Annotated in this window: 15 protein-coding genes, 1 tRNA gene and 2 pseudogenes; 8 read left to right on the forward strand and 10 right to left on the reverse strand. The window is 39.5% G+C overall.

All coding sequences use genetic code 11. The features are described from left to right. Window positions 1-111: 111 nt before the first annotated feature. Window positions 112-267: pseudogene (locus tag CK510_RS33390) on the reverse strand (SDR family NAD(P)-dependent oxidoreductase); the annotation flags it as partial. 149 nt (window positions 268-416) lie between these two features. Here CK510_RS33390 and CK510_RS11210 point away from each other — a divergent pair. Beyond that, window positions 417-848 (forward strand): VOC family protein, encoded by a 432-nt coding sequence (locus CK510_RS11210; protein WP_095721784.1) that lies wholly within the window; start codon window positions 417-419, stop codon window positions 846-848. A 76-nt stretch (window positions 849-924) separates the two neighbouring features. On the opposite strand, the gene CK510_RS11215 is transcribed toward CK510_RS11210, so the two are convergent. Then, window positions 925-1,524: a lipase family alpha/beta hydrolase gene (locus tag CK510_RS11215; protein WP_095721785.1), complete on the reverse strand. Its 600-nt coding sequence runs from the start codon at window positions 1,522-1,524 to the stop codon at window positions 925-927. 604 nt (window positions 1,525-2,128) lie between these two features. On the opposite strand from CK510_RS11215, the gene CK510_RS11220 reads away from it, so the two are divergent. Beyond that, a complete protein-coding gene (locus CK510_RS11220) occupies window positions 2,129-2,578 on the forward strand; it encodes a hypothetical protein (RefSeq protein ID WP_095721786.1) in 450 nt (149 codons plus the stop codon). Between the two features lie 28 nt (window positions 2,579-2,606). Here the strand turns inward: CK510_RS11220 and CK510_RS11225 are convergent, their stop codons facing one another. Then, window positions 2,607-3,695, reverse strand: a complete 1,089-nt coding sequence (locus tag CK510_RS11225; protein ID WP_095721787.1) for a tetratricopeptide repeat protein — start codon at window positions 3,693-3,695, stop codon at window positions 2,607-2,609. Between the two features lie 144 nt (window positions 3,696-3,839). Next, the gene (locus tag CK510_RS11230) at window positions 3,840-4,559 is read right to left on the reverse strand and encodes a 16S rRNA (uracil(1498)-N(3))-methyltransferase (protein WP_095721788.1); all 720 of its coding nucleotides are present in this window, start codon (window positions 4,557-4,559) and stop codon (window positions 3,840-3,842) included. 133 nt (window positions 4,560-4,692) lie between these two features. Between CK510_RS11230 and CK510_RS11235 the strand changes: the two genes are divergently transcribed. Next, window positions 4,693-5,286 (forward strand): arsinothricin resistance N-acetyltransferase ArsN1 family B, encoded by a 594-nt coding sequence (locus CK510_RS11235; RefSeq protein WP_095721789.1) that lies wholly within the window; start codon window positions 4,693-4,695, stop codon window positions 5,284-5,286. Between the two features lie 118 nt (window positions 5,287-5,404). On the opposite strand, the gene sir is transcribed toward CK510_RS11235, so the two are convergent. Both sir and CK510_RS11245 read right to left on the reverse strand, forming a co-directional pair. Then, window positions 5,405-7,177 (reverse strand): sulfite reductase, ferredoxin dependent, encoded by a 1,773-nt coding sequence (gene sir / locus CK510_RS11240; protein ID WP_095721790.1) that lies wholly within the window; start codon window positions 7,175-7,177, stop codon window positions 5,405-5,407. A gap of 293 nt (window positions 7,178-7,470) precedes the next feature. Further along, a complete protein-coding gene (locus tag CK510_RS11245; RefSeq protein ID WP_095721791.1) occupies window positions 7,471-8,004 on the reverse strand; it encodes a putative outer membrane beta-barrel protein in 534 nt (177 codons plus the stop codon). A gap of 272 nt (window positions 8,005-8,276) precedes the next feature. Between CK510_RS11245 and CK510_RS11250 the strand changes: the two are divergent. Then, window positions 8,277-8,588 (forward strand): annotated as a pseudogene (locus CK510_RS11250) (ADP-ribosylglycohydrolase family protein); the annotation flags it as partial. Between the two features lie 468 nt (window positions 8,589-9,056). Here CK510_RS11250 and CK510_RS11255 read toward each other — a convergent pair. The 3 genes from CK510_RS11255 to CK510_RS11265 form a co-directional block, all read right to left on the reverse strand. Continuing rightward, window positions 9,057-10,088 (reverse strand): transposase, encoded by a 1,032-nt coding sequence (locus tag CK510_RS11255; protein ID WP_095721792.1) that lies wholly within the window; start codon window positions 10,086-10,088, stop codon window positions 9,057-9,059. 16 nt (window positions 10,089-10,104) lie between these two features. Then, a complete protein-coding gene (locus CK510_RS11260) occupies window positions 10,105-10,992 on the reverse strand; it encodes a hypothetical protein (RefSeq protein ID WP_095721793.1) in 888 nt (295 codons plus the stop codon). 134 nt (window positions 10,993-11,126) lie between these two features. After that, the gene (locus tag CK510_RS11265) at window positions 11,127-11,786 is read right to left on the reverse strand and encodes an Npun_F0813 family protein (protein WP_095721794.1); all 660 of its coding nucleotides are present in this window, start codon (window positions 11,784-11,786) and stop codon (window positions 11,127-11,129) included. 316 nt (window positions 11,787-12,102) lie between these two features. On the opposite strand from CK510_RS11265, the gene CK510_RS11270 reads away from it, so the two are divergent. From CK510_RS11270 to CK510_RS11285, 4 genes are all read left to right on the forward strand, one after another. Then, window positions 12,103-12,176 (forward strand) — tRNA-Arg (locus CK510_RS11270). A gap of 69 nt (window positions 12,177-12,245) precedes the next feature. Beyond that, entirely contained in the window at window positions 12,246-12,929 is a 684-nt protein-coding gene (locus CK510_RS11275; RefSeq protein ID WP_245912067.1) for a group I intron-associated PD-(D/E)XK endonuclease, read from the forward strand. A 131-nt stretch (window positions 12,930-13,060) separates the two neighbouring features. Next, entirely contained in the window at window positions 13,061-13,468 is a 408-nt protein-coding gene (locus tag CK510_RS11280) for a hypothetical protein (protein ID WP_095721795.1), read from the forward strand. 112 nt (window positions 13,469-13,580) lie between these two features. Then, complete coding sequence (locus CK510_RS11285) at window positions 13,581-14,354, forward strand: hypothetical protein (protein ID WP_095721796.1); 774 nt, start codon at window positions 13,581-13,583, stop codon at window positions 14,352-14,354. A 208-nt stretch (window positions 14,355-14,562) separates the two neighbouring features. Here the strand turns inward: CK510_RS11285 and CK510_RS11290 are convergent, their stop codons facing one another. Next, window positions 14,563-16,773 carry a GumC family protein gene (locus CK510_RS11290; protein WP_095721797.1) on the reverse strand — a complete coding sequence of 737 codons (2,211 nt, stop codon included), beginning with the start codon at window positions 16,771-16,773 and terminating at the stop codon, window positions 14,563-14,565. Window positions 16,774-17,400: the final 627 nt, after the last annotated feature.

Raw genomic sequence — 17,400 nt, forward strand, 5'->3', positions numbered from 1 at the left:
GCGTTCGCGTTTAATTTCCCTTTACTTTCTCATGATTTATTTATCTTTCTTGGAAGAATAAAAACTGGGATGTACCCTTCGATTTGTGCGTTAGCGTAGCTCACCGAAGGCATCGCTAATTAGTAAATATAATCCTGTTTTTCGGAAACCTTCAGCTAGGGGAAGCAAATTTGATGTTAATCCAGATGGACGCAAAATCGTGTAGTTTAGACCACTTAATTGTAGATATCGTTCGACTTCCCGTTTGGTTTTAATTTTAAATACGGGGGTTTTTAGCTACTGCGATACTCTTTACGGGAGTGGCTAACACGATGGTACTTTGTATCCATATTAACTGCGATCGCATTCCTAAAATCAGAGTCATAATTTAATGTATTCGGTATCTAGCAATAATTTACGCTTTTCTAAAATTATTTATGAACCAAGTTATAATATTCCACCTCGCTTTCCCCATCACCGATATTCCTCAAGCTAAAGCATATTATATCGATGGATTGGGTTGCATTCTCGGACGCGAAAACCCTCAGGCATTAATTCTCAACCTCTACGGACATCAATTAGTTGCCCATACAACCATGTCAGTACTAACACCTCAACGCGGTATTTATCCAAGACATTTCGGTTTAATCTTTACTTCAGAGGCAGACTGGGAAGCTCTATTAGAAAGGGCTTTATCTCAGCAATTACCCTTTCGTGAAGAAGCAAAAACTCGTTTCGCTAAAACTCCTTTAGAACACCGTACTTTCTTTTTGGAAGACCCATTCTACAATTTGATGGAATTTAAATACTACCGTCATCCCAAAGCGATTTTTGATAGTTCTGAGTATGGAAACATCGGTGATATATAGGGAGTTAGGAGTTAGGAGTTTTTATTTATTAATCCTGAATCCTGAATCCTGAATCCTGAATCCTGAATCCTGAATCCTAATTAAATGGTTCTACTAAAGCTTCCGCAACTGTTTTCATTGTCCTCATATCCGTCAGCATCCACGGATGAACCAATGCTGGAACTATGACTTCACGTCCAAATGGCATTTGCGAACTTTTTGCAGGAAGTATCATCAAATCATAGGGTGTCCAAATCGAGGTAAAGTTTAACTGCTTCAACATCTTTGCATCGGAATTTAAATCCTTGAGGAACAAGTCATCTGGACGCATTTGCACACAACCTGGACTCTGGGATGCATAAGCCATGACCGTTCCATTGTGTGGAGAGGAAATTGTAATAAATCTTTGTACTTGGTTAATTCCCCCAAGACGCTGAATGTAATAGCGACTAACTATTCCCCCCATGCTAAAAGCAACAATATCGATCGCTTCTCCTTCAGAAATGGTACCAATGTACTTGCCAAGTTGCTGCGCTAATTTATCTAACCCCACATCACCGTTATTGGGAACCAAATCCAGAGCATATACCAACCATCCCTCATTTCTCAAAAAGGTCGCCATTTTATCAAATACGGCTCCAGTGTCATTTATTCCATGCACTAATACAAGCTTGTTCTTCTGATTGAGTTTAGACATTTCTATCTCCACAATTTAACTATTATTAATTTGCCATATATTTTACTTCGTTGATTGTGATACGTACTTGGATATCGCGTTCAGGGGTTAATGCTGATTTTAGATTTACTCCAAATCAGACAGGTTAGACTTAAATTTTTAATGCCATAGTTGGAATTATGGGAAAATTAAGTAAAGTTTTGTAAAGATATTTACTAAAAAAAATTACTTAAAGTTGGGTAAAATCTCATAATATTGATATAGAGTATCAGATACCTTTAGACGCTACTTATCTGGTATATTTTGGGTATTGACTTTTTTAGTCAATTTGTATTGCGCTGTCAAAGTTCAAACATCGAAAATAGGTGGATAAGAAAAAGCACAATATGGAGCTAAAAATGATTAAATATCCCAAAGTAACTAAAAAATAGGTCATTTACTTAATTTCTATGACCTAATTTTTATGGGGATAAAGACAAAATTTATGACATTGAGTTTTGTCATTTGTAAAGTGTTAGTTAAACTAAAATTAACGGCACTGAATTAAATATTCAAAACGGTAAAATATTACCTGTTTTTCAGCACTTACGTCGATTAGTACCAGAATAAGGGAGAGAAAATAGCCATGTTTGGGTTTATCAAAAATTTAGCAAAAAAAAGCGATAAAAGTTTTTATTTAGAGTTGAAGGATGACACAGAGACGAAACCATCTGAAGCATCAAATGGTGCAAAACCCCCAACAGTAGTACCCGCATCTGTTGCCGAAGCTTCTACAACTGCACCAGTAGCAGCAAATTCTAACGGGAAAGCAACTAAAAAAGAGATTGCTGCTGCTGCCAAAACTGCTAAAATCCAAGCAGCTAAAGGAGAGAAAAAAGCGGAAACAGCAAAAGTACTAGATACCTCGGAAATTCTAGCCGCAGCAGTCGCGAAAAAGCCTGAAGTACCGACTGAAAAAAACTTTGCAACCAAATATCTTTTAACTAATGGTAGCAGCAGTCGTCGTCGTCCAGGTCCAAATATGAATGGGTTTTTGGAAATGGCACGTACAGCAAAGACTCCAACTCAAAAGTAGGATTAGGGGGAAAGGGAAAATAGAAATATTAATTTGCCATACCCGATTCCCTAATTTTCGCATATACTAATCCACTATATAGTTGAAATGCTGGGTCCCAATTACTTGCTTCTCTGCGAAATAGATGAGTGTGAGGTTTGATGTGACTCAGCATTTCATTTTGGTCTAATATTGTTTCGGCAAATGGCGTAAAATCAGACCAGATTTTGACTTGTGGTAGTTGTTCGTCAAGCCAATAAGTTAAGTTGTTCCAATTGATCCGAAGAGTATTTGTGTCCTTATCGCTGGGAAATTCTATTCCTTTTTTAAATTGATAATTGCTATCGTGAAGTCGCAAAATACACTTTCTATTTGGTACATGTAAATCGCAAAATTGGGTATAATCTTGCGTTTCGGTTTTACGGTTAATTTTGAGACGGTTGTTAAGGTTGACTACCTCTTCAAAAATTGGTAATAGTCCCTTAACCCTGGCTTTAACTTCCGATCGCGCAAATGTGAGTGAACCAAGTTGTTCGGATTGGTTCATACAAACTATAGTGAGTTGGGAACCGACTTCCTCAAAGTATTTTACTTGAAAAACTTGGATTTGTGCGATCGCAGCTAAGGTTGAGCAAAAACAAGGTATTCCATTTTGTTGGAATTGCTCACCATAAAATTTGAGTTCTCCGATAGCACCTGTTTTGTATAAACGCCAACCACGACTAGGTAGCAAAAGTCTGGCGTTGTAAGGTTCTATCTGCATTATTTTAGCAAGTTTTTGGGCTGCTGGGGTTTTCAGTTCGTTGCTAATTGCTTCTAAGATTAACACTCCTGGTTCCGTGTCGTTAAGGCTTGATGTGGCTTGAGAAATGCAGCGTTTACGTTCTTCTTCGGCGATTTCCTGTAGTTTTTGTAATCCTTGTCTGGCTTGGGTGATTATTTTGCTGTTGGTGGTATTACGTAATAGTTTCCGGTATATTTTCTCTGCTTCTTGGTGTTTTCCTGTTACTTCTTGGATTTTGGCTACGTATAATTTTACCCAGGGGTCATCGGGTGTTTCTTTTAATAGTTGTTTAAGTATTTTGGTGGCGGTTTTATAGTCTTTTTGTTCAAATGCAGTAGCAACCTGTTCTAACATGATTTAATGGGTTAATAAAAGAAATAAAAGAAATGGCTCGCGCAGAGACGCAGTGAGTCCACTTGGTGTTGTCGGTTTCCGTCCCGTCAAGGTGGCGAACCTGAAAGGAGGCGCAAAGGTGGGAAGGAGTTAATATAATATCTTTTATACTTCATGTAATGCGGAAATTAGTGATAGTGCGACGGTTGGAGCGGTGATAGCGCGGAGGATGCGTTTGCCCAGGGATACGGGTTGATATCCGGTTTCGGTTGCGAGTTGGAGTTCGGTGTCTGTCCAACCTCCTTCTGGTCCAATCGCGATAATTATTTGGTTGTTGGTGATTTGTTTTTGATTTTGCAAGTAACTAAGTAAGTGTGGGTTGTTATTACGTCCTTCACAGATGTATTTTTGTTCGGCTGTAAGTGCTGATAATGCAGCTTTGAAGGTCATTGGTTCGAGAATTGTGGGGATAATTGTACGTTCCGATTGTTCTGTGGCTTCTATCGCGATGCGTCTCCAGCGTTCTAGCTTTTGTGGACTCGGATTTAAGAGAGTGCGATCGCTCAACACAGGTACAATATTTGCTACTCCTAATTCAGTGCAAGCTCTGACAACATCATCAAATCCATTTCCTTTGGGTAATGCCAGTAATAAAGTTACAGAGATAGGTAATTCGGTTTGTACTTCCAGAAGTTCTAAAACTATTCCAAATTCGCCCTGTAACTTTGTTAACCACCATTTTCCCGTACCATCGATAGCGATAAACTTATCCCCGTCATACGATCGCAGTACCCGTACTAAATAATGTAACTGTTCGGGAGTTAGGGAAATTTGATTATCTTGAAGTTGGGAAGGAGAAACGACAATTCGTTGCAGTTGGGACATTATAATTCTTTATTTAGGAAGATATTCCAATTATTCTACTTTCTTCCTTTCCTCCTCTCTCCCTTATTTCTCAGCGAAACTCTGCGCTTACCTCCGCGTTCCTTTGCGTTTAAAAATATTAAAAAATCTCAACATGCCAATAATTCGACTTGCAACCCCAGAAGATGCACCACAAATACAAGCAATTTACGCACCATTTTGCGAACATTCACCTGCAACCTTTGAAACCCAAGCACCAACAATTGAGGAAATGACCCAAAGAATTACTAAACTATTGCAAAAATACCCTTGGTTGGTGTATGAATATGGTGGCGATGTCCTTGGTTATGTCTATGCTGCACCCCATCACGAACGCACAGCTTATCAATGGTCAGTAAATGTGAGTGTCTATATTCATGAAAAAGCACGTCGTCAAGGAATTGGATATGCTTTGTATACATCACTATTTGAACTACTAAAAATTCAGGGTTTTTATAATGCTTATGCAGGGATTACCCAACCCAACCAAGCTAGTATGAAACTTCACGAATCCATGAATTTTCAACATGCAGCAACTTACAAAAATGTCGGTTACAAATGTGGTGCTTGGCATGATGTAATTTGGTTGGGTTTGACTCTACAGCAACCAATACTTAATCCTCAACCTCCCATTAGTATTCAAGAATTTCCAGGCACAAAAGGATTCACAAAGGCATTAGAAACAGGTTTAAAATTTCTGAAGAATTAGAGAGTAGGGGAAATATGCAGAAAAGATAATCAACCCCCATAACAGAAGGAAGGGCATAAGTAAGAATAAATAATACTTTATTCCCTTCTGCCTTCTGCCTCCTGCCTTCTGCCTTCCCTTAAGCTTGATAATTATCAGAAAATTCGCGGATAGCATCAAATCCAATGCGATCGCAGAAATTCCCGAAGCTTTCTTCTTTTTTGCGCTGCTGTTTGTACAACACAAAAATTGGTTCGAGGAAAGTCTCTAAATCATCTGCGTGCATTTTTTCGGTGTATGGACGTGCTAACCGGGTTTGATTGGGACATCCACCTAACCATACCTGATATGACTCTGGGGCACTACCCACAAGCCCTAATTCTGCCATATAGGGACGGGCACAACCATTTGGGCATCCTGTCATCCTGGTGACAAAACTTGTTTTTGGTAAACCGACTTTTTTGAGTAAGGTACGAATACGCTGCAAAAATGAGGGTATAATCCTTTCTGACTCTGTAATTGCTAATCCGCAGGTAGGTAAAGCTGGACAAGCCATTGACAACCTTTCTAGGGAGTCTATTTTGGTTGGGTCGCTAACTATACCGCAACGGTTTAGAATTGCGATAATTTCTTGTTTATTTTCCGGTAAAATGTCGCAAAGAAGAACATTTTGATGGGGAGTTACGCGCATTGGTAAGTTGAATTTTTCCACTATTTCGCGCAGTGCTGTTTTTAGCTGGAACTTGCCTTCGTCTTTGACACGACCGTTATCAATCGAAAGACCCAAAAATAACTTACCATCACCCTGTTCGTTCCAACCAAGGAAGTCTTGATATTTGAATTTTTTCGCTAAATATTTAGAGGGTTCGAGGGATTTACCAAAATATTCTTCGACCTTGGTGCGGAATTTATCAACACCCCACTCGTTAATTAAGTATTTTAACCGAGCATGACGACGGTCTGTTCTATCTCCATAATCCCTCTGCGTCGCCACGATCGCTTTCACTAATTGGTAAACATCTGCTTTGTCTACGTAACAAATTGGATCTGCTGCCCGTGCGAAGGTTTCTTCTTTGCCGTGGGTACGTCCTAAACCACCACCAGCAAACACGTTAAACCCTTTTAATTCTCCCTTGAAATTGGTCATCACAACCAAGGTCAAATCTTGGGTATACAAATCAATGGAATTATCACCCGGTACAGTCACGCTGATTTTAAATTTGCGCGGCATGTAGAGCTTACCATAAATCGGTTCTGGGGAATCATGAAAAGTGGTTCCAGTACCGTTCTTTTGTCGTGCTGCTTTGACTTCGGGGCTTTCTTCGCTACTAATAGCTTTTTCCCCATCCAACCATATTTCGTAATATGCACCAGTTTGTGGTGTCAGCAAGTCAGCAATATTGTTTGCATATTCCCACGCATATTGATATTCTGCCCTATTGACAAATGGTGCAGGTGGTGCCATGACATTGCGGTTTAAGTCCCCACAAGCACCTAAAGTCGAACCCATATTTTTGACAATTGCGGCAATGGTGGACTTGAGATTTTTCTTTAAAATTCCGTGGAGTTGAAACCCTTGGCGAGTGGTCGCACGTAATGTATGATTACCGTATTCGTCCGCTAATTTATCTAGAGTCAAATACAACTGTGATGGAATTAAACCCCCAGGGCTTCGGGTTCGCAGCATCATCTGATAATCTTTTTCCTGTCCTTTAGTGCGGTTGTCGCGATTATCTTGCTGATATGAACCGTGGAACTTGAGAATTTGTACCGCATCTTCGCTAAAGTGAGTTGTATCCTGGAGTAACTCCGTCGCCACTGGTTCACATAAAAAGTTGCTTTGTTCTTTTAGACCTTCGACTTTGGAGGGCTTGCGAGTTACGGTTGTGGGAGGAGTGGCAGATTTAACCATTGGAGTTTAATTAGTGTTCTTAAAATAATGCGATCGCGACAAGCCGAACCAGGTAGTTAAAAGCACCCATTCGACATTTATTCCCGGTAATCCGGTCGGGATTTCGTTGAATAATTTGATTTAATTCTATCACGCAAAAATGCCGAGTTTGTCAGCAATTCAAGATTCGACAAACCCAGCAATAATACTTATTCGATTTTTGTTAATACTTATTGGTTATTGATTATTGGTTATTGGGTAATCATAAATGAAGAATTACCCATAACTACTACCCATTCAGCACAAACTAGATGTTATTTAAACCGATAACCAATCCCTGAGTTAATGCTGACAGCAGATGCGGGGCTATTTTTGTAAGCTCTAACTCCAACGGTTGCGTTGCTATAAACAAGGAAATTCTTCGCAACTTCTGATTCTACACCAGCTACAACCGCAATACCATCTTCGTTACCAGATGGGGTTGGTTTGCCGTTTTTTTCCACAAACTGATAACCACCACCAACATAGACGTTAGTAGTATTACCAACGGGTATGTCTACAGTTGCATGGGGGATAATTGCGCTGGTTTGGTCACTAAAGTTAATTTGACCACGTAGTGAAAATGGAGTTCTTCCCAATTTGGCACGACCTACCATATTACCACCAAAGGTTGCAGCATCACCAGTTTGACCACCATTAGTTAAACCAGCAGAGACTCCAACCCCAACATAGCTTGCGTCGGTACCTTTGGGTGCGGCAGATGCTTCACCAGCAGACATAAAAATGGGAGCAATAGTTAACACTGACAATGCAGAAATTGTCACAAAAGACTTCATCACACCTTTCATAATTATGGAACCTAATTTGTAAGTATTGCTTTTAATATCAAGGTCGAAAAAAATACTAAAAGGTTCCGATTATTTTTTCTGTTGCTCTAAAAATGTTATTGTTCTTGATGCTCTATTCTAATTGTTTACAAGTCATACTAATTGGCATGTTGAAGACTTAATATTTACTTAAAAGTTTCAGTAATTCATGACAAAAACTATCAGAATAGACACTTTTTAATCTGTCACAGCCTAAGCACTGAGTAGTAAAATGAACATTTACTCTGAGATGATTTGCCAGGGTTTTTAGTGGTGCGATCGCTTCTCTACCTGCAAAGGAAATTCATTCGAGTGGTTATGTAATCGATACTTTGGAAGCTTGTTTATGGTGCTTATTAAATAGTACTTCTTACGCTGAAGCTGTCCTCAAAGCTGTAAATTTAGGTGGTGATACAGATACCACGGCAGCAGTGACAGGAGGTTTAGCAGGGATTTATTATGGAGTGGAAAATATTCCCAGTGAATGGATAAATGAAATTGCCCGTAAGGATGACATTATCGATTTGGCTGAGAAATTAGCTTTGAAAATTAATAATGGTTCTTGAAATCTCATTCAACAATTAGCAAATACCTATTTTCGCACAATTGTCAACCGTACTTAAATTCAGAATAATTGTTACTGTTACAAAGCCGGATTTTGGCGATTATTTTCGACTTCACTACAACGTAACCACAAGGGTTCCAAGAGAGTAGATATTAGTAGACATAAGCACCCGATTCTTAGAATACACCTGTCTGGAAGTACTGTCAATTGGTAGGTCGAAATATGATTGTGATGATTCCTTGACAAAGTAAAGAATATGAATGTTGATATTTACCTATCAGAAACTTGATTAATATAGCTTTTGTTTATGGTTTTTCGGTAGAGGTAAAATCTCTCTCAAAAAAATATAAATACTAATGATAAGGGCACAGCGTTTGCTATGCCCCGATGGTAACCTGGTTAATTGTGGTGTAGTGAGAAAGTTCATAGTCCATATAATTGATGACTAATGAATAACTAATAACCTCAACTACACATTCGAGAAAGAATAAACCTGACCATCAATCAATAAGCGGGTTATACCCTTAGCTTGGAGATGATAACGGGCTTTGTGCAACATGCGGCTGTCGGGAACCTTAATCACGCGATCGCGCTTTGTGGAAAACCGCTTGGCAACCCGATGGTTATCAAACACAGGTAAGGTACGTTGTTGGGTTTCAGGGTTGGGGATTTGCCCTAAGTCACCAAAATCCCTTAACGGACGGGTGATAAGTTCAGCCGAACGGTCGATGACAAGGTAACAAGTCCTAGGCAAACTTGCAGATGATAAAGGTAAAACCTGAACTAAACTGTCACCACTACGGGAGCGGTTAACTAAGGGACGAGGTGCTTCCCAATCATCATCTTCGTCATCATCATCTTCGTCATCGAAGTCATCCAAATCGTCCAAATCGTCCAAATCATCAGCGTCATCATCACCCAGCATATCTTCGCCAAACATTGATGCGATCGCATTTGTTTGGGGAGTCATATCTTCCAACAATGGGCTGACAATACTAGGGACTTCTGGAATTTGTTCGAGTAAATCCAACTGTCTAGCAACAGGTACGAGGGTTTGTAGTTCTTCGTCTGCATTCAAAGAACGCTTCCGCACTCGCCGAATTCCACCCTTAGATTCGCTTGCTACCTCAGATGCAGATGGCATTTCTACCACCACTGGTTCTTTGGTAGTGGATTTAGCTTTACGAGGTGTGGGCTTTGGCTTCGATTCTGGTTCCGGTGTCGGTTCCAAAATTGGCACTGGAGCTGGCTCAATTTCCTCCCGAACAAACGCCGTTGGGATATTATCGTAACTTACTTGCGCTCTCCCTTCGGGGGTTCGTGCTGCCCGTTTGAGGGAAACGAGAAATTCGTACTCATCCTCCTGTAAGGTACTTTTGAGTAAACGGCTAATCGTCGAGTTGCTAACTTCGTACTTTTCCGCCAAAGTCGAAGTTGTTTCAGCGCTTTCGCGGTACAACTTGAGTATCTCTTGTTTATCTGGTTCGGTTAGTTTTCTCACGGTAGACTCACATTTGCTAGTTTCGTTTTCGTCCCCGATCGCGCCGCGAACGTAATAGCGATGCATCGTATTCTAAAACAGCACCCATACCAAACAACACTCCACTCCACACATAGAATACTTCTAGTATCCCTCCACTTTGGTATTCTAGAATCGAATTTGTGGCAAATTTTTGCCACATATCTGCAATGTAGAGCGAAAATGCTGCGGCTGCAATCATTCGCCAAGACAAAGAAACACGTCCACCCCAAAATGCTAGCAGTAAAGCTGTCGCAATAATTAATAGCAGTACATCGGAAACGACATAAAACCAATTTAATATTGGAGCGATTTGAGTTGCCCAAGGAGCAATTTGGCTTTCTGCACTCGGAGTTTGGCTAGAGATTAACCATGCTAGCGCACTTCCTGACACTGCGATCGCAATAATAATCAACCATTGCCAAGGTTCGAGATTAATTCGTTTGGATAGCACTGCCGAAATCATGGCGAAGCCTACGAACAAATAGGTAATTACAAAAAATATATCGCCAATTGAAGGGAAAGGTTCCTCTTTGAGAACAATTTCGGTGTATCCGAAGAATATTCCTCCCAAAAAAAATGAAAGCATACCGATGCCAATGGCAAGCCAGACGTTTCTACCAGTCACGATTTGCTGGCTTCGCCAATTCCTTAAGCATAGAATACCTGAACCGAGATAAGCGATCGCTTCAAAAATATTTGTACCAATTATGTACCATTCGGCTCGCAGTGGTTTGATTCCTTCTGCTGTTTGTGTGGGGATTTGGGCGCTAAATAGCAAGAAGTACAGTAATGCCAGTATTGCCCAACCCATACAAGCTAATACTATATTTTGGGTTGATAGGAGGGATTTTGACGGATAAGAGTTGTTGTAAATATTACTCATATTAATCTAACTGTGCAGATGCACTTGGTAGTTTTTTTGGCTATTAAGTTGCTTTTTAAGTAAGGAATTCAATAGCTTTAGCCATCAATATACTCGCAACAGTCAAAAAACAGCCTAAGTAAAACTACTAGAAGCTAGTGCCACAGCTTACTTACCGATGATTGACCAAGCCAAGCGATAAAAAACGAGCGATCGCCTTCGGGCATATCTTGCAAGCGGTCGATAACGGGGTTAGCAAAATTAGTATTGCCAAAATAGGCTTTACCAAGATGATGCAACTCCTGCAAAAAGGTAATTACGTGATTTTCTTGCCAAGCGGGTAATTGGAGAGTTTGTAAAGGATTGATACTAAGTATATGTTTAACTGCATCGATTGAAGAAACTTGCGGAAATTGCTTTTGTCTACAAACCTCAGACATATCTTTTTCAAATAAGTTAGCCTGCTTGCTGCCAAGCATCTCCTCAATATCGATTTGTGCCGACTGTAAAAGCAGAATACAACCTTGGAGCAAAATTCGTATTCTGCTATGGTCGCTAGTATCACTAGTCACGTGTTCGGCACGTACTTTACCCCAAACGCTATAGCGATCGGGTTCTTCTAACAAAACACAGGCTTTTCCACGGTTATCAGTCAGTTCCCGCCACAGAGCTTTAGCTTCTTCTTCTTGGCTAGCTTTAAAGACGCTAATCAACCGAAAAGTCTGCCCCTGATAATCAAGTATGGGTACCTGCTGGTCCCGCTTCGGGTGCTGAATGCTTGATATTTCAACATCCTGACGCTTAAGAATGAACATGACGAACGCAAATAACTCCTAACAGGGGCATAGAAAACGACAAGTATAGAATAGACAAATCTGACAATGATTGTATCGCCCAATATATTGACTTTACACTTACACTATGCAGATAAGTTGTATTCCGTACAAGTTAACATATTTTTAAAGTCAACTTGACTACACAATATACTCAATTACAGAGCCATCTGGGGGCTTTTTAATGTAAATTGATATACTGCCAGTCTAAATTTAGGCTTTCCCATACTAAAAGTTTACGTTTTTGATTGCATTTTTTGAAATACACAGATAGAATATCCTAGTGTTATTTTCTATTGGGCGCATAACTCAGGTGGATAGAGTAACGGATTTCTAATCCGTCTGTCGCAGGTTCGAGTCCTGCTGCGCTCATTTTAATAAATACGAACCTTTTACCTCTAGTTCCATGATACAGTCATCGAAGGTTTGAGGGTTCGTGTTTTGATTCACCACACTAAAAATAAAGGCGATTTAGCTGTTGCTAAAGCCATAGCAGATTTAATCTACAAGCAATACTCAGTTTTAGCACCAGTTGCCTGCGAGCATTTACCATTTGACTTGGTTGTTTATAAGGACGCAAAATTTTACCGGATTCAAGCAAAATTTAGTGCTGATGGTGTGGTGAAAAATAGAACCAGTTGGGCAGATAAAAACGGTTCTCATGAGAAGAAGTACAAACTAGATGATTTTGATTATTATGCTCTATACTTGCCTGATTTAGATAAAGTCGTATATCCATCAATAAAATTTGGTGGCTGTTGCATAACTACAGAATTACCATTGTCTCCGACACCATTTTACTGGTGGGAGGATTTTACAGATTTCACAGACAATGCACCCAAGCGAAACTACAAAGAGTTTGGGGTGGATTTAACTACCAGGAAGGTAAATTCAGAAGCGAGAATTAAGACACGTAAAGTTGAAAGACCATTAAAGGAAGAATTAGAAAAGATGGTTTGGGAAAAGCCGACATTACAAATAGGTAAGGATTTTGGAGTATCCGATAAAGCGGTTGAGAAGTGGTGTAAAGCTTACGGGATTGAAAAACCACCAAGAGGATATTGGATGAAGAAGGGAGTAGGGGAAGAATCCAAAATCGTTCGACTGAGCGAAGCCGAAGTCTAAAATCCAAAACCCAAAACCCAAAATCCAAAACCCAAAACCCAAAATCCAAAATCTAAAATCTAAAATCTAAAATCCAAAATCCAAAATATCTTGTACGATCGCAGTTGCAGTGACATAGAGGAGAAACTGGGATGGTTCGGCTGATTGCAATTTGTTTATTGATGGTATTTCTCAGCGCTTGTAACAGTAATCCACTCACACCAACAAATAGTTTGGTGAAAAAAGCTGTAGCTCTACAAGTGGAACGAACGCAGCAGCAACTCAGCAAGCAGTTAGATTTAAATGTCAAAGGTTTTGAAATTAAGCACCTAGCCATTAGTCAGCAAAAATACCAAATAATCCAAACTTTACCTGCGTACCAAGTTCAGGGAACCTACGACCTAACATTAAAGTTACCAAAACGTCAGTTAAGTCAAGCGCATAAGCCTTTTGAAGTTTACATGCAGCTACAAAAAGAAGGTAAAACTTGGCGACTTTTGCAAACTGAAAAAATTAGGGGTGAAGTCGAACCTGTTTGGCGAAGTTATTTGATTCAATAGTGGTTAACCACCAGATAACTGTGTGTAGCTCTAGAAACCATCACATTTACGGAACACATATTCTTTCCCAAATGTCAAGATAAAATAAATACTTTAATTGGGAATAGAAAAGATGTATTTTAACTTTTTTGTCGGTTCCAGTCTAGGAATCGTCACTTTAGTGCTGCTAATATTCAGCGTTCTACAATGGTTTCATGTTTCTGCTGGTAACTTTCTCGATTGGGTAATTGGTGGTGCTAGTTTTTGGTGGTTATTAGTAATTGTGACAGTACCTTGGAATATTCATTTTCAGGCAAAAGAAGTTTTAGCGGAAGGAGAGCAATCCCAAGAAAAAGGTATTGCTGTTGATGAAAAGCAGCAAAATTACGTCAAAATCCTTGCTAAACGTTCCTTAATTATTGCGATCGCACTACATTTAATTTCTACTGTTGGTTTATATGTATTAGCTGCTACAGGTATTAGTGCCGTTGGTTATATTTCCTCTGGTGCAGCATTATTATTAACAGCTTTACGACCAGCGATTAGTGCTTACGAATATTTATATTCACGACTAAGTACGATTAGTCAAGAGTGGAAATACCCCCGTGAAGATGTAATGGAATTACGTTATCGATTTGATACTTTGGAAGAAACAGTCAAACGTTTAGAAGAACAACTAAATCCCGAACAGCCTTATTCAGTAGCAGCAAATCAACAAAACTATATTGAAGAAACTCGTCGAGAATTAGCAAGAATCGTCTCCAATTTAGAAGAATTACGCGCAACCAATCAAACCGAACACGAGCGTCTATCCAGAGAAGCTCGTCAAGCGATCGCGCAACTTTCTACCGATGGACAATTCCTCGATCATGTGCGGGAAATTATTCGGTTCTTTAAGACAGCTTAGTAGAAAAATAATGAAGTCAGAATACAGAAGTCAGAAGTCTGAATAAATACAAATAGAGACAAGAGTTCCTAACTCCTAATTCCTAATAATGTAATACTACACATTATTTAACCCCTCCATACCTCCCCTGAGTAAGGGGAGGTGCCACAGGCGGTGGGGGTTTTTTTTTCATCATCTTTTTATTATAATTCCCAATTCCTAACTCATGCTAATATTCTTCCACAGGAGTTTGCTCCGCTTGATAATAATAGTAATGGTTGTTAATTAAATCATTTTTGACACGATTTGCCACCATTCCTAATACAGGAATTTGTGACATTCTCAAACCATCAAGAGTTTGTTGGATTGTATCTCGCTCAGTTGAACCCATCCCGACAACAAGAACTAAACCATCAGTATAAGATGCCAGCAAACTCGCATCCGCAAGTCCAGTTAAAGGTGGTGCATCATAAATTACCAAATCAAATTCCTCGTGCATCTCAACCATGAATTGTCTCATTTTTCGAGATGATAGAAGTTTAGTTGGATCCGGTGGTGTTGGTCCAGCAGTGATAATTGAAAAATCAGCCATTGAAGGCAGATTTCCCATTGCTTGTTCCAGGGTTGCAGAACCAGAAATTAGACTGCTTAAGCCTTGTTGGTTGTTTTGCGATGCCAAATTATGAATATTAGGACGACGCATATTCGCATCAACAAGCAAGACTTTTTGCCCCATTGCACATGCAGTTAATGCCAGATGAAAAGCTAAAGTCGATTTGCCATCACCAGGTAATGCCGAACTCACAACCAACGAACGAATTTGGCGATCGCAATTCAATAATTGGATATTGGTATGCATTACCCGCAATGCTTCCAAGAATTTTGATGATTCATCTTGGTAAAGAAATTCATAAGAAGCAGGTGGTAATTGCATCTGGTTTGTATTGCCAGCTAGTTTAAGATGCTTGGAACCTGCCAGACTTCGGGAATTGCTGTGTTTTTTTTGCAGTTTTCTCTGATAGGGAATAGTTCCTAGTAATGGCAGTCGCAGCTTTTCTTTGAGGGAATCAACCGAACGGAAGGTTGTATCCAATTTTTCCAGCATCAAAGCTGCACTAACTCCTAATAAAGTACCTGCAACTAATCCCAAAATTCCATTCCTTGTCCGATTTGGTGATATGGGTTTTTTGGGCTGAATTGGTGCTTGAATTAACTGCCAAGGTGTTTCCTTTTGTGCAACTTCAATTTGCAATGTTTCACGAGTCGTCAAAAACCTATTCAAACTCTCAGTCGCTACCTGAAGTTTGCGCTGGAGTTCGGTATATTGTCGTGCTATGACTGGTAATTCTTTGATTTGACGATCTAGCATCAGCTGACTTTCGTTAATCTTCTGTTTTTGCTGCTCCAAACTCTGAATTTCGTTCACAGATTCCGAAACTCGAATAGTCAGAACTCGTCGTGCTTCTTCTTGTAGTAGAGGTAGCATGTTTTCTCGTTTTTCCCGCAAGACTTCAATCATGTCGGTATCATCTTTAAAACGAGTTCGCTCCTTTGCTATTTCACCTTCAATTTTGCGAATTTCAGTTACTACCTGCTTATATACATCAGCATCTCGCAGTACAGCTTGCGCTCCTTCCGTTGTTTGTAACCTGCCATACTCCGAGCGAGCTTTTGCCAAACGCTGCTCGACACCTATTTTCTGCTCCGACAAGATTTTAACTTGATTAGTAATTTGTTCTTGTTGAGTTTCAGGATCGATGAAATTATTTCTCTGACGGAAGAATTGTAATTGCTTTTGGAGATTATCTACTCGCGCTTGCATCCCCTGGAGTTCTTTCTTTATGAACTCCAAACCCTGACGCAAGCTTGTTTGTCTATCTTCCCGACTATAGACCAAATAAGCATTTGAAAGCTTGTCGAGAACCTTCTTAATTTCCGATGGATTAATGCTTTTATAGCTGACTTCAATAATTTTAGTGTCACCAACTTGATTAATACTCAGCTTTTCAAGCAGCGTTTCCCGATCCATCTCTGGATAAGATACTTGTAACTGCTTGACAACATTCTTCATAAATTCAGGACTCTTGAGTACCTGAATTTGCGTTTCATAGTCGAATTCAGTTTTCTGTCCATTTCCTTCTGTCGAAGGTGTCACCTTGGGCAAATTGTTGTCATCCTTAACAGGTTGGACTAAAACCTGAAATTTTCCCTCGTATTGAGGTTGTTGCTTTAATGTCAAGCCCATCACACCACCAACAACTGTAGTGCTTACCCCCAACACAACAAATGCCCGTCGTCGCATCACACCAAAAAAATCGCGCAAACCTTGCTCTTCTGGCACTTGAGTGATTGCAGAAGGTTGGCTATGTAAAATTAGAGGTAACTGACCATTTGCATTGGGCAAATAGGGAACTGATGATGAATTCTCGAATGTACTCATATGTTTGGTCGCAACAAAGATTTAGATTTGGATGATTTTTTAATGTCAGTGTGTCAGTTGGAGGATTTAAGCCGGGTGTTGTGTCTGCTTAGGGTAGGACAATTAAAATTCGCAACCATTTACAATAGACATCGACCTAATTTAATTATGCGTTCCCCAGAACCCTTCCGGAGATGTCTAATTTGTTGGGTTTTGTAGATTTCCGGTATTTTTGGCTATCGCTTCTTTAAATTTACTTAAGGATAATTACATAACTTTTTCTCGGTATAAATTGACTTTCCGGATATTTTTACTTTATCTAGTTGCAAATACTTAATTTTACCTATACAGTAAAAGTTGTATTGAATATTACATTATCCTGAATGCGACAATGGTAAATCCCTATGGGTAGATTACTTTCTTAAAGAGGTACAGAATCGACTAGATATGAAGTTTAGATTAAATAGATGTTTAGCCCTTTAAGTATTTTAGCCTGATACCTGTATAAATAACATATGGATTTCTGCCAAAAAGATTTCCAGCTAAACTGACAAATAAATTATAGTTCCTTACTATTTACTCCATCACAAGTTTTTTTGCCTATTCGATCCGCAAAATACCGTGTATCAAAGCACATATAAATATTAT

This window comes from Brunnivagina elsteri CCALA 953, from assembly GCF_002289455.1.
Classification (GTDB): domain Bacteria; phylum Cyanobacteriota; class Cyanobacteriia; order Cyanobacteriales; family Nostocaceae; genus Brunnivagina; species Brunnivagina elsteri.